Source organism: Methanothermobacter thermautotrophicus (assembly GCF_014889545.1).
Lineage (GTDB): Archaea > Methanobacteriota > Methanobacteria > Methanobacteriales > Methanothermobacteraceae > Methanothermobacter > Methanothermobacter thermautotrophicus_A.
Genome location: NZ_QKOF01000003.1, coordinates 16660 through 30712, shown reverse-complemented (window position 1 = coordinate 30712; position 14053 = coordinate 16660). Strand labels below are relative to the sequence as shown.

Here is a 14053-nt window from a genome sequence, read left to right as displayed (position 1 = left end):
ATATAAACAGATGGTGTTTAATATGAAGGCTGATGCGGTGAAAATTGCGGATGGTGTCTACTGGGTTGGTGTGATGGACTGGGACATAAGGAGCTACCATGGCTACACCCTGGAGGGCACAACCTACAATACCTACCTCATATTTGGGGATGAGATGGTGGCGCTGGTCGACAACACCTACCCTGGAACCTCTTCACAGATGTTCGGAAGAATAAGTGACGCCTTTGAAAGGGAAGGAAGGGATGAAAGGATTGACCTCATAATCCAGAACCACATTGAAAGGGATCACAGCGGTTCCATCATGGAGGTCCTGAAGAGGTACGGCTCAGAGATAATCTGCACTGCAAAGGCGGCTGAGGGCCTCAGACAGCACTACCCCATACCAGAGGATACCCCATTTCAGACCGTTAAAACAGGGGACAGCACCGATCTCGGGGGAAAAACCCTCACATTCCTTGAGGCACCCATGCTACACTGGCCAGACAGCATGTTCACCCTCCTGGAGGAGGACGGCATTCTATTCTCAAATGATGCCTTTGGACAGCACCTCTGCATCAGCAAACGCTTTGATAGGGACGTTCCTGACGCTGTACTGATGGATGCTGCCCTGAAATTCTACGCAAACCTTTTAACACCACTCTCCCCCCTGGTACTCAGGAAGTTGGATGAGGTCAAGGAACTGGGCCTCCTTGAGAAGATAGGGATGATAGCACCCTCCCACGGCCAGATATGGACTGACCCCATGAAGGTAATAGGGGCATACACTGACTGGGCAACAGGTAAGTGCAGGGATAAGGCCACCATAATCTATGACACCATGCACCACTCCACAGCCATGATGGCACATGCCATGGCAGAGGGTCTGATGGCGGCGGACGTGGACGTGTCAATGCACTTCCTTCATGAGGATGAGAGGAGCGAGATTGTGAAGAACATCCTTGAGAGCAAGGCAGTTTTCATCGGAAGCCCCACAATGTTCAACGGACCATTTCCAAGCCTTGGCGATCTGATATACTATCTCAGGGGACTGACATTTGATCGTACAGGCTTTAAAAGGCTTGCGGTTGTATTCGGATCAAAGGGGTGGGGTGGAGGTGCAGTGAGAACCCTGAAGGAGGAGCTCTCAGGTGCAGGATTTGAGGTTGCTGAAACCTTTGAGGTCAACTATGTCCCCACCGGGGAAGACCTGGATGAATGCTACAGCATCGGTAAGACCATCGGTGAGAGGATAAGGAAAATGTAGCATTCAAAGAAATGACTGACGATGAAGGATGCGGTGATTTAATGAAATCAATCAAATTTAAGGGCAGCCATGACCCTGAGAAGAAAATTGTTGTGAGCCTCTTCTGGACCGTCCGAAAGACAATAAGGGAGGAGGGGTGCGCACCGGTGCGCATAACCAGTATCAGGACATCAAAGAGAACATATGAACCTGAGGGCAGGAAGCTCCTGAAACTCTCAGATGAGATCATGGAGGACATAATAGGTGATATTGAGAGGGGTAACACCGTTGAATTCCGTATGACCATGGGCCAGGAGTCACTCAGACTCTGGATCGACAACGAGGCCTTCACTGTTGAGACATCAAGGACACCTGAACTTGAAGAGGAGATAGTTGAAAAACTTGAGCATGAAACCTCAAAGCTGACACCTGACTTCTGCCAGACCTTCCTGCCGAAGATATTCCCCAACCGTTAATCAAATCCCTTCTTCACTCTTAATTATCTTATGAAGTAGGGATATCTTCCATCTCCTGGACCGCTGCTGAAACCTCCCAGAATTCTATCTTCCAAAAAAATTTAACTCAAGCCCTGATCTTCCAGCATCTTCTACACAAATTATTTATAGAACCTTAAACCCATGGATAATTGCATGCTATTTATTTAAGAGGTGATTTAATGGCACAGGGACAGCAGCCCATATTCATATTACCACAGAATACAAGCCGTTACGTTGGAAGAGAAGCCCAGAGAATCAACATCCTTGCAGGTAAAATACTCGCGGAAACCGTGAGGACAACCCTTGGACCCAAGGGTATGGACAAGATGCTGGTGGACTCCCTCGGAGACATCGTGATTACGAATGATGGAGTTACGATCCTCAGGGAAATGGACATCTCACACCCCGCAGCAAAGATGCTGGTTGAGGTCGCAAAGACCCAGGAAGACGAGGTGGGGGACGGCACAACCACTGCAGTAATAATAGCGGGTGAACTGCTCAAGGAAGCTGAAAAATTAATTGAAATGGGTGTGCACCCAACAATCATAGCACTTGGTTACAGGAATGCGGCCCTGAAGGCCCAGGAGATACTTGAAGAAATATCAATGGAAGCAAGCGACAGGGACACCCTCATGAAGGTTGCAATAACAGCCATGACAGGAAAGGGTTCAGAGAGGGCCAAGGAAAAACTTGCTGAACTCGTTGTTGACGCAGTAATGCAGGTCGAAGAGGACGGTGAAATCGACAAGGACAACATTAACATACAGAGGATACAGGGAGCATCAGTGAACGAGTCAAGAATCGTGAACGGTATAGTGATTGACAAGTCAAGGGCAGACACATCAATGCCAAAGAGAGTTGAAAACGCCAGGATAGCCCTGCTCAAGTACCCGATAGAGGTTAAGGACCTTGAAACCGATGCCAAGATAAGGCTAACAGACCCATCACAGATGCAGGCCTTCATAGAACAGGAGGAGCAGATGATCCGAGACATGGTTGAGAAGATAAAGAGCTCAGGCGCCAACGTCGTGTTCTGTCAGAAGGGTATCGATGACCTTGCACTCCACTACCTCTCACGTGAAGGAATAATGGCCCTCAAGAGGGTCAAGAAGTCAGACATCAAGCGTATTGAGAAGGCCACAGGCGCAAGGCTCGTCACCAACATCGATGACCTCACAGCAGAAGACCTGGGAGAGGCCGGCGTTATCTACGAGAAGAAGATCTTTGATGAAGTCCTCACGTTCATTGAAGAATGTAAGGACCCCAAGGCCATCTCCATAATACTGAGGGGAAGCACCAAGCATGTTGCAGAGGAAATGGAGCGTGCCCTTGAGGATGCAATAGGAGTCGTTGCATCCACAATTGAGGACAGGGAGGTTGTTGCAGGCGGAGGAGCGCCTGAGGTTGAAATCGCCAGGAAACTGCGTGAGTATGCTGACACCATAAGCGGCAGGGAACAGCTGGCAGTATCAGCCTTTGCAGACGCCCTTGAAATCGTGCCAAAGACCCTTGCAGAGAACGCAGGTCTTGACAGCATCGACGTCCTCGTTGACCTCAGGGCAGCTCATGAGGAGTCACCATACATGGGAATCGATGTCTTCGATGGCGAAATCATCGACATGAAGGAGGCCGGAGTGATAGAGCCCCAGAGGGTCAAGAAGCAGGCCATCCAGTCTGCAGCTGAGGCAGCTGAGATGATCCTCCGTATCGATGACATGATAGCCGCCAGGGGCTTTGATGTCTCATCAAAGGACGAGGATGATATGGAAGGAATGGGTGGAATGGGTGGAATGGGTGGAATGGGTGGAATGGGTGGAATGGGTGGAATGCCCCCCATGATGTAACCCGCTTCTTTTTTTTCGAAGTTATTAATAAAATTCACATTATAAATATTATCTATCATGATTAATAATAGTAAAATATATAAGTTGAGAGAAACTTACTACTATCAACCAAGAAAAAGATGGCGGTATGAAAAATGTCAAAGGATACCTCAGTTCTCCTGGAAGAAAACAGGGTCTTCAAACCCCACTACACAGTTGTGGAGGAGGCCCACATAAAAAACTGGGAGGCCGAGCTCGAAAAGGGAAAGGACCATGAGAAATACTGGGCCGAGAAGGCTGAAAGATTCGAATGGTTCAGGAAATGGGACAAGGTCCTCGATGATAGCAACAAACCATTCTACAAGTGGTTCGTCAACGGTAAGATCAACATGACATACAACGCCGTTGACAGGTGGCTTAACACAGACAAGAGAAACCAGGTCGCCATCCTCTATGTGAACGAGAGGGGAGATGAAAGAAAGTTAACCTACTATGAACTGTACCGTGAGGTTAACAGGACCGCAAATGCCCTCAAAAGTCTCGGAATCAGGAAGGGCGATGCAGTTGCACTGTATCTTCCAATGTGTCCTGAACTTGTAATCTCAATGCTTGCCTGCGCAAAGATAGGCGCCGTCCACAGCGTCATATATTCCGGTCTCAGCGTGGGGGCCCTGGTGGAACGCCTCAACGATGCCATGGCAAAGATCATAATAACAGCCGACGGGACCTACAGAAGGGGTGGAGTTATAGAACTAAAACCCATAGTGGACGAGGCCATACTCCAGTGTCCAACCATAGAAACAACTGTGGTTGTGAAGCACACAGACATTGACATTGAAATGTCCGATATAAGTGGCCGTGAAATACTCTTTGATAAGCTCATAGAGGGTGAAGGGGACCGTTGCGATGCAGAGGAGATGGATGCAGAGGATCCACTATTCATACTCTACACCTCAGGAAGTACCGGGAAACCAAAGGGTGTTCTGCACACAACAGGCGGATACATGGTGGGGGTCGCATCAACCCTGGAGATGACCTTTGACATCCACAACGGGGACCTCTGGTGGTGTACAGCAGACATCGGATGGATAACCGGTCACAGCTATGTTGTCTATGGCCCGCTGCTACTTGGAACCACAACACTCATCTATGAGGGAGCGCCTGATTATCCCGACCCCGGCGTATGGTGGAGCATAGTTGAGAAATACGGTGTCACCAAGTTCTACACGGCGCCAACAGCAATAAGGCACCTCATGAGGTTCGGTGACAAGCACCCGAAACGCTACAACCTTGAGTCCCTAAAGATACTCGGCACGGTCGGTGAACCCATAAACCCCGAGGCATGGATGTGGTACCACAAGCATATCGGAAGGGAGAAGTGCCCGATAATTGACACCTGGTGGCAGACCGAGACAGGGATGCACCTGATAGCGCCCCTGCCTGTGACACCCCTTAAACCGGGTTCAGTTACAAAGCCCCTGCCAGGCATAGAGGCCGACGTGGTTGACGAGAAGGGCGAACCGGTACCCCTGGGTAAGGGCGGTTTCCTCGTGATCAGAAAGCCATGGCCCGCCATGTTCAGAACCCTCTTCAACGACGAGGAGAGGTACATCGATGTTTACTGGAATCAGATCCCTGGTGGAGTGTACACCGCAGGTGACATGGCAAGGAAGGATGAGGATGGATACTTCTGGATCCAGGGAAGATCAGATGACGTCCTGAATATAGCAGGGCACAGGGTAGGTACTGCGGAGGTTGAATCTGTCTTTGTGGCACACCCTGCAGTTGCAGAGGCCGCGGTTATAGGCAAGGCCGACCCAATCAAGGGGGAGGTCATAAAGGCGTTCCTCATACTCAAGAAGGGGCATAAACTGAACGCCGCCCTCATCGAGGAACTGAAAAGACACCTTCGCCATGAACTCGGACCCGTTGCGGTTATAGGAGAGATGGTCCAGGTTGACAGGCTCCCAAAAACAAGGTCCGGTAAGATAATGAGGAGGATACTGAGGGCCAGGGAGGAAGGAGAGGACCTCGGCGATACCTCAACCCTCGAGGAATAGATGAATGAACCATCTCATGCCCATTCATAATATTGATAGATGAGGTGAGAATATGCGTGAAACAGAAGTGGTTATATCAGATAAAACCGCCAACCCGGCCCCCCTTGGACTTCTGGGGTTTGGTATAACCACCGTACTGCTGAACCTGCACAACGCAGGTCTTTTTCCCATAAACAGCATGATACTTGCAATGGGGTTCGCCTATGGGGGTATAGCCCAGATACTTGCAAGTGTGATGGAATACAGAAAGGGTAACACATTCGGTACGGTTGCATTTGGATCATATGGTCTGTTCTGGTGGTCACTGGTGCTCCTCCTGGTGATCCCTAACCTCAAGTTCCTTGAAACATCAGGGACTGCAGCAGCCAGCGCCGACCCGGTTGCAATGGCATCATACCTTTTCATGTGGGGGTTATTCACCCTGGTGATGTTCATAGCAACCCTCAAACTCAAAAGGGGCATCCAGGTAATATTCATAAGCCTTGCTGTGCTCTTCTTCCTGCTCACTGCTGGTGAAATTACCGGTTCAACACTTATAACAGTTGTGGCAGGTTATGAGGGCATATTCACCGGTGCAGCCGCAATGTACGTGGGCCTTGCAGAGGTTATAAACGAGACCCATGGAAGGGACATCCTACCCATCTGAACATGAATGGTTTCCACTCAAATTCCTTAGGGGAAACCATTCACTAATTTTTTTCGCCTGTTTTAGAAAACCTTATATTGAATTAGGTTCAACTAAACTAACAGCAAGGCTTTAGGTGAACCTAATGAAGCATCTCAGTGAAAATATAGAGGAATACCTTGAAACCATCTACAGGCTCTCAGACTCAAGGAAGCCCGTTACCACGACAGATATATCCCGTGAAATGAGAATCGCCCCTGCAAGTGTAACACAGATGCTTAAAAAACTTGACTCAAATGGATATGTTAAATATTCACCATACAGGGGAGCCGTCCTCACCGATAGGGGATACCGGATCGCCCGTAAAATAACAAGAAAGCACAGGCTCCTTGAAAGATTCCTCCATGACGTTCTGGGAATAAAAAGGGAGAGGATACACAGACAGGCCTGTGAGATGGAACATTCACTCTCAGATGATGCTGAAAGGGCCCTGTGCCATCTTCTTAACATGCCAGGAGAGTGCCCGGATGAAAAGCCCATCCCTGCATGCGAATTCAAATTCCAGACATGCGAAGAATGCATTGAGATGAAGGAAGCTGATATCGAGGAAATAGGCTGCCGTGACGAAAACCTGAAATCCCTCACAGAGATGGATGAAAACCAGAGTGGAAAGGTATCCTTCATAAGGGGTGACTACAGGGTTGTGAGGCGGCTAATGGACATGGGGATAACCATTGGAGCCCCCCTCACCCTGATAAAAAGGGCGCCCCTCAAGGGACCCGTGGAGGTGGAGATCAGGGGATCCAGGGTGGCCCTGGGAAGGAATATAGCAGATAACGTCTTCATAGAAACAGAAGACTGAGCCTCAGATGTGCATTCATAGAACAGTTAGAAGGTCTTGGCAATGAAAAAATCTGAGATAACCGTTGCACTTGCAGGAAACGCCAATGTGGGGAAAAGTGTTATTTTTAACCAGCTGACAGGCTCAAACCAGATAGTCGGCAACTGGCCCGGGAAAACCGTTGAAAGGGCAGAGGGCTACCTGAAATTCCAGGGAAGGGACATCCACATAATCGATCTGCCAGGCATATACTCATTTTCAACGTACTCCATGGAGGAGATAGTATCAAGGGACTTCATAATCAAGGAAGGGCCTGACGTTGTCATAAATGTGCTTGACGCATCTGTCCTCGAGAGGAACCTCTTCTTCACACTCCAGCTCATGGAAATGGAGGTTCCCATGGTAATCTGCATCAACCAGGTGGACATGGCCAGACAGAAGGGGATAACAATAGATGAGGAGAAGCTGGAGAAGGTTCTCGGCGTGCCGGTGGTAACCACAGTTGCAGTTAAGGGGAGGGGACTCCAGGAGCTACTCCGTAAGACGGTTGAAGTGGCTGATAAAAGAATAAAGCCCAGGATAATCGAATACGGAGAGGAGATCGAGACCCGTATAAGGAAGCTAATGGATACCCTCCCTGAAATCCCGGAGGGATATTCAAGGCGATGGGTTGCAATAAAGCTGCTGGAAAACGACCCCCAGATAACAGCAATGATGCCCGAGGACGTTAAAAAGCTTGCATCAGAACTGGCAGCTGAAATAGAGGACATACACGGCGAACCAGCATTTTCAGTTATAACTTCAGAACGTTACGCCATCTCCAGCATGATAGCTGCAGGTGCACAGAGGCAGGCGGATATCAAGCCATCACTATCAGAGCGCCTTGACAGCTTCCTTACGCACCCCGTCTACGGCTACATCTCATCTGTTATGGTTGTCGGGGGACTCCTTCTCTGGACCTTCGTTGTCGGGGAGTTCCTCTCAGATACACTCACAGGCATCTTCGGGTTCTTCCAACCCGTTGACCCCCAGTTTTCAGGTTCCATTGAATCGATAATATGGAACGGGGCCTTCGGTGGTATCGTGGCTGGTCTGACCCTGGTGATACCCTTCGTCATACCCTTCTACCTGATGCTATCCTACATTGAAAACTCGGGTCTTCTCACCAGGGTGGCATTCATGATGGACGCCTTCATGAGGAAGATAGGGCTCCATGGGAAGGCCCTCATACCCCTCATACTGGGGTACGGGTGCAGCGTCCCTGCAATTGACAGCACAAGGATACTCGAGACCCACAGGGAGAGACTCCTTGCAGCCTTCGCAATATCCTTCGCACCGTGCGCTGCAAGGACCATCCTCATCCTTGGACTCGTAGCCCTCTTCGTGAATGTATGGTGGGCCATAGGCCTCTACGCCCTGGACCTGCTTATAATATTCATAATGGGTAAGGTGGCCCTCAAGGCACTTCCAGGGGAAACGACCGGGCTTATAATGGAAATGCACTCCCTTAAAATGCCCTCATTCCGTGTAATAGCAAGGCAGACCTGGATAAGGACAAAATCCCTGATCTACCTTGTATTCCCCATATACATCATTGGAAGCTCCATGATACAGTTACTATACGCCCTTGGATGGCTCAATCCCATCAGCGCCTTCATGGCACCACTCACAGTCGGATGGCTTAAACTGCCGGTATTTGCAGGCATACTCCTGATACTGGGGGCCGTCAGGAAGGAGTTCATACTCCTTGGGCTGGTGTCACTGGTTGGGACAAACATAGGGGCCGCCCTCACTGCACCCCAGATCCTCGTCCTGACCCTGGTCGGCATGCTCTACTTCCCATGCCTCTCAACAATCGCAATACTTGCCAGGGAATTCGGCTGGAGATCAACATCCATCATAACCCTTGCAAACCTTGGAACAGCGATATTCCTGGGCGGGATCTTTGCAAGGATACTGCCACTCATATTTTAGCCTGCATATGCAGAATTCATGAACAGAGCCCCTAAAAACCTGTCTGGATATCAGAATAAAGCATATGGGTGTGGTAGCAGAAAGAATAAGCAAATACAGAGGCCATGTGCCAATATTTAATCTGCTTGACAGAAATAATTAGGTGGTATAATGACAGTGCTGAAAATAATATCCTGGAACGTAAACGGCCTCAGGGCAGTCCACAGGAAGGGGTTCCTTGAATGGTTCATGAATGAGAATCCAGACATCCTATGCCTCCAGGAGATCAAGGCAAAGCCTGAACAGCTCCCCAGGAAGCTCAGGCACGTTGAGGGCTACATGAGCTTCTTCACCCCTGCCGAGAGGAAGGGTTACAGCGGGGTTGCCATGTACACAAGGATACCTCCCTCTTCAGTGAGGGAGGGCTTCGGTATAAAGAGGTTCGACACAGAGGGCAGGATACAGATCGCCGACTTTGACGACTTCCTCCTCTACAACATATACTTCCCCAATGGAAAGATGTCAGATGAAAGACTGAAGTATAAACTGGAATTCTATGACGCATTCCTTGAGGACGTCAACCGGGAGAGGGACTCGGGAAGGAACGTGGTTATATGTGGCGACTTCAACACAGCCCACAGGGAGATAGACCTTGCAAGGCCAAAGGAGAACAGTAATGTATCAGGTTTCCTCCCCATTGAAAGGGCCTGGATCGATAAGTTCATTGAAAACGGTTACGTGGACACCTTCAGGATGTTCAACAGTGAACCGGGACAGTACACATGGTGGAGCTACAGGACAAGGGCCCGTGAGAGGAACGTTGGATGGAGACTCGACTACTTCTTTGTAAACCAGGAGTTCGCAGGGAATGTTAAAAGGTCCTGGATACTCTCAGATGTCATGGGCTCAGACCACTGCCCGATCGGACTGGAAATAGAAATATAATATGCATGGGAACATTCAGGTAATGGGGGAACAGCAAAAAATTACCATCCTGAAGAGTATCAGTTCCCTCTGGTCTTCCATGCTGAAACGGTACCTATAACCTCATCAAGGTACATCAGGGAGTCATTGTTAGCGACAAGGGCACGGGCCAGTTTGATTGCAGTTGAATCATCACCCCTCAGCTCCAGGTAGAGCAGCAAGTCCTCAAGGAGTTCCTCCTCAGGGTAACTCCGGGGAGGTTCCATGCCCCAGATGTTCACGAGGGCCCATTCCCTGCTGTGGTCCCTCAGGCTCTCAAGGTCAAATTCCTCCCTCCTGAAAACCTTCTCCTGTATGTACCTCAGGATATCCCTGTTCCTGGGGGCCCATATCCTGAAATCAGAGTATCTGACCCTCAGATCATCCAGGAATTCCTTTTTATGATTTCTGATCCTTATGAACTCCTCCTCGCAGGGTGTGGGATAAACAGCCCCCTCTGGCCTCTGCACTTCAACTTCTGAATTTCCAAGCATCTCCTTCCCTGCCTCGATGTGGAGGATCTCATCGTCGCTTAGCTCGCGCCTTTCCATTAGCTCCTTCTGGGATTCAAGTTCACTCCTCCACTCCTCATACTTCAGAGCCTCAAGTTCACGTATCCTGATTTTGAAGAGTTCACCTATGACCTCACGGGCCATGAAGCGCTGCCATGGTCTTCCTGTTCTCAGAAGGTTGATGTGGTGGGTCACCTCCATCACGCCTGAGGGGAGTGGTCTGAGGCGTGCAGCCAGCCTTCCCACCTCCCCTGGAAGCAGATTGGGGATGAATTCAAGGAAGGACCATGCACCCAGGGATACCAGTACCGTAACCGCCACGTTCACAAGCAGTGCATCCATCAAAAACACAACCGGTCAACCGTCACCGTATTCAAGTATAGCCTTCTTAATTTCCCTCTTGGTCTCAGAGATGACATCTACCCGCCTTGTGGCCACTCCCTGACTCTGAAGGTGTTCAAGGAGCTGTGAAGGACTTATCGAGTCCTCAAAATCTGCAAGGACGGCCCCGTCCTCCCTTGCAACTGTAAGAGCTCCGTAGAGTCGTAAGACCCTCTCGGCGCTATCAGGGTCGCCTGTAATGATACGAAATGTCCTTATGCTGTGATGCACCTGGCTTATATCAATATCCATCCTCTGGAGGGCTATCAGAACGTGCTTATCAAGGGCCCTCTCAATCACCTCAAGGTCCACCTTCTCCTTTCCCATGTTGATTCTGACTGCCTGTGCTATCTGGGCAAGGTCCCTTGCATGGGCATAGCTGGGCTGTAGACCCTCCCCTCCATCGGCAACAGGGGTGTAGACCATCTTAATCCTTTCAACAACCTCATCATCGTATTCCTCCCCTATTTCATCAAGATTGCGCCTGAAAACCTCTGCAACGTTTTCAACTGGAGGGTGTCTGAGGAATATGTGGAGGGGGGCCCTTCTGAGGTGGGCCTCGTCCATTATGCTGACATCCAGGTTTGTTGAGAAGGCAGGTATGAAGTGGGTGTGGAATATAACCGGGACGCCCCTTATATAGATCACATCCTTCCTGTTCTCCAGGGGGACTATGAGGCGGTTGAGGATCACCTCATGGTCATCCCGCTGCCTTCCAAGGTCATCGATGAGAAGGACTCCCCCATTGGCCTTTATGATGGGTGAAGTCTCATATACCCCCTTGCTCATGTTGTAGGTTGTCTCCAGTTCATTTAAACTTAATTCAGAGCCAGTGAAAACGAAGGGTGCGTGTATCTTTATCCATCTGGGGTCCTCGGGTTCTTCAGGGCATGGCCTGTGGAAGTCAGGGGCATAGATCTGTATAACCCTCCCGCTGAACTCTATGAAGCGGGGGATCACTATGGGGGGCAGGAGGTCTGAGGCCTTGCTTATTATGAATGTCTTCCCTGTACCCGGAGCCCCATAGACAAAGAGTCCCTTACCCACTGTGCAGGAATCCACAAGGCACTCCTTTGCATAGGATAGTCCCACCACATCCCTGAAGGTTCCTTCAATGACCTCATCAGGTATTCTTATGGGGAAACGGTTACTGAGCTGTTTATCCATTAGCTCAAAGTATCTCTCATATGGTACAGGGGCTATCCCCATGTAGGGGTTTTCCTCCATTACAAGGCGGGCCTTCTCAACACCCCTCTTTGTGAGGGTGTATTCGACACTGGAGAAGAGAAAACTGCCCCCAACCTGGGCGCAGAATCCGTCCTTCTCCATCTGACCCAGGATCTCTTCAAGTATATCAAGGTGTATGCCAGTTATATCCGTAATTCTCTGGGTTTTAACGGTCCCGTAGGTTAACATTATCTTAAGTATAAGGTCCCTTACAAAGAAATAGGATAAACCCAGCTCTTCAAGGGTTTTTGGCTGTTTCAGTTCCTCAAAGATTTCAACCATGTTCTCATCGTGGTAGTATCCTTCGCAGTTCATGATTCATCCCCCTTATCAATGTCCATCATGTTCATCCCCCGCGGATGAGAGATTTCATGGGAACGGGGAGAGCCCACTGAAATCCCCCATATATGAAAAGAAACTAAAGGATCTCCTTAAGCTGACTGATATCATCTATGACCGTAACATCAAGGCCCTTCTTCTCAACGTAGTCCCTTTCTGCGTCCGTTAACTCTGAGTTGACCAGTATGGCTGCCATACCCGCATTTGCGGCTCCCAGTATGTCCTCATTGAACTTGTTACCAACCATCACTGACCTCTCGGGTTTGCATCCCATCCTCCTGAGGGCTTCCTCAAAGATCCTTATGTTGGGTTTTTCGAAGCCCACTTCGTCTGAAGTGACGACCTCATCGAAGAAGTGGTGGATGCCGAGTCTTATGAGCTTCTCCCACTGCTTTATCGTTATACCGTTTGAGATAACACCTAACCTGTACCCCTTACTTTTGAGGTCGATTAGGGTGGATGTGGTGTTGGGGAAGGGTCTCAGTAGGGCGAACTTGACGTTGTGGTATGTTATCATTCCAAGGGCAATGAGCAATGGTTTCTCCTCACCGAAGACCGTCTTTGTCAGGACATTGAAATGCCTGTCATAGTTTGATCCCTTCTCAGAGATTATCTCCCTGAGAAGCTTGTAGGCCTCCTCCTGTGTTAGTGGTAGACCCGCATCTATCATGACGTTAAGGGCAGCCTTTCTTGCAAGTTTAGCAAATCCTGAGGTGTCATACAGTGTATCATCGATATCAAAGAAAACCGCCTTCAGCATCGTCCCACCTACTTCTCTGTGATAAAACTCTATAACTAATCAATTATAACATTGTTGGTTTAATGCTGGGTGCGTGAATCAGTAAAAAGGGGGGTGGTCTTTTTAAATGAAAAAGAGAAATGAAAAATAGTATAAAAAACTCCAGCAGATCAGATAAATTATTTCAGAGGATTAGAAGAATGCGTCCAGGCTGCTCTGCCTTTCACCAGAGGATAACGAGTTAATATCCTCTGTGGAGTAACCCAGGGATGACATTATGCGTGATACCGCAGCCATCACCTGGTTTTCAATGTAATAGTCGGGGTCGTATTCCATGTCCCCTGCGTCCTCAACCGGGAAGGCCCTCTGACTTATGGGGCCCCTTCCCTTCACGATGATGTACCTCACTATGGAGCCCCTCTCAACACGCCTTCCCTTCTCCAGGGATCTCTTTGCAGCGATGACATGGGGACCTATCTGTTTGTACTCAGAGAGGTCCCTTGTGATCTGGGTGTGTATCACCAGGTCATCGAGTTCCACTTCACCCCGTCTTATACGCCCCACGACTTCCCTTATTATCTCCCTGGCCTTCTCAGGGGATCCATCACTGAGGATGGCCATCAGGACCTTTCGCTGGGTTTTTTTAGCTATGGGTGCCCAGTCACGCCTTACAAGTTCAAGACCCTTTGCAACTATTGTGTCATCCTCTATGAGGGCGTACCTCTTTTTTGTTACGAAGAAGCCCCTGCGGTAGAAGCCCTCAAATTCCAGTTCCATGCCCTCAGGGAGGTTAGTGTTTATGTGTTTCAGGAACCTTTTCACCTGGGAGAGTATCTCATCCTCCGCCTTAGACAATGGGGACACCGCGGGG

The 14053-nt window shown here is 49.4% G+C and carries 12 protein-coding genes; 8 read left to right on the top strand and 4 right to left on the bottom strand.

Annotation, left to right across the window (positions count from 1 at the left end; all coding sequences use genetic code 11):
• Positions 1-22 precede the first annotated feature (22 nt).
• The 8 genes from DNK57_RS01040 (at position 23) to xth (ending at position 9966) form a co-directional block, all read left to right on the top strand.
• On the top strand, positions 23-1243 hold the full coding sequence (locus DNK57_RS01040) for an FprA family A-type flavoprotein (RefSeq protein WP_192961211.1): 1221 nt from the start codon (positions 23-25) through the stop codon (positions 1241-1243).
• 41 nt (positions 1244-1284) lie between these two features.
• On the top strand, positions 1285-1698 hold the full coding sequence (locus tag DNK57_RS01035; protein WP_192961210.1) for a hypothetical protein: 414 nt from the start codon (positions 1285-1287) through the stop codon (positions 1696-1698).
• Between the two features lie 200 nt (positions 1699-1898).
• The gene (thsA, locus tag DNK57_RS01030; RefSeq protein ID WP_192961209.1) at positions 1899-3563 is read left to right on the top strand and encodes a thermosome subunit alpha; all 1665 of its coding nucleotides are present in this window, start codon (positions 1899-1901) and stop codon (positions 3561-3563) included.
• A 134-nt stretch (positions 3564-3697) separates the two neighbouring features.
• A complete protein-coding gene (acs, locus tag DNK57_RS01025) occupies positions 3698-5602 on the top strand; it encodes an acetate--CoA ligase (RefSeq protein WP_192961208.1) in 1905 nt (634 codons plus the stop codon).
• Positions 5603-5654: 52 nt separating this feature from the next.
• The gene (locus DNK57_RS01020; RefSeq protein WP_192961207.1) at positions 5655-6248 is read left to right on the top strand and encodes an acetate uptake transporter; all 594 of its coding nucleotides are present in this window, start codon (positions 5655-5657) and stop codon (positions 6246-6248) included.
• Positions 6249-6372: 124 nt separating this feature from the next.
• Positions 6373-7089, top strand: a complete 717-nt coding sequence (locus DNK57_RS01015) for a metal-dependent transcriptional regulator (protein ID WP_226890926.1) — start codon at positions 6373-6375, stop codon at positions 7087-7089.
• 42 nt (positions 7090-7131) lie between these two features.
• Positions 7132-9042, top strand: coding sequence for a ferrous iron transport protein B (gene feoB / locus DNK57_RS01010; protein WP_192961205.1), 1911 nt, complete (start codon positions 7132-7134; stop codon positions 9040-9042).
• Between the two features lie 150 nt (positions 9043-9192).
• Positions 9193-9966: an exodeoxyribonuclease III gene (gene xth, locus DNK57_RS01005; RefSeq protein WP_192961204.1), complete on the top strand. Its 774-nt coding sequence runs from the start codon at positions 9193-9195 to the stop codon at positions 9964-9966.
• Positions 9967-10025: 59 nt separating this feature from the next.
• On the opposite strand, the gene DNK57_RS01000 is transcribed toward xth, so the two are convergent.
• The 4 genes from DNK57_RS01000 to polB2 all read right to left on the bottom strand — a co-directional run bounded on the left by DNK57_RS01000 (position 10026) and on the right by polB2 (position 14046).
• A complete protein-coding gene (locus tag DNK57_RS01000) occupies positions 10026-10838 on the bottom strand; it encodes a hypothetical protein (protein WP_226890964.1) in 813 nt (270 codons plus the stop codon).
• A 15-nt stretch (positions 10839-10853) separates the two neighbouring features.
• Positions 10854-12419 (bottom strand): ATP-binding protein, encoded by a 1566-nt coding sequence (locus DNK57_RS00995; RefSeq protein WP_192961202.1) that lies wholly within the window; start codon positions 12417-12419, stop codon positions 10854-10856.
• A gap of 103 nt (positions 12420-12522) precedes the next feature.
• The gene (locus DNK57_RS00990) at positions 12523-13203 is read right to left on the bottom strand and encodes a TIGR02253 family HAD-type hydrolase (protein WP_192961201.1); all 681 of its coding nucleotides are present in this window, start codon (positions 13201-13203) and stop codon (positions 12523-12525) included.
• 171 nt (positions 13204-13374) lie between these two features.
• Positions 13375-14046 carry a DNA polymerase PolB subunit 2 gene (polB2, locus tag DNK57_RS00985; protein WP_192961200.1) on the bottom strand — a complete coding sequence of 224 codons (672 nt, stop codon included), beginning with the start codon at positions 14044-14046 and terminating at the stop codon, positions 13375-13377.
• Positions 14047-14053: the final 7 nt, after the last annotated feature.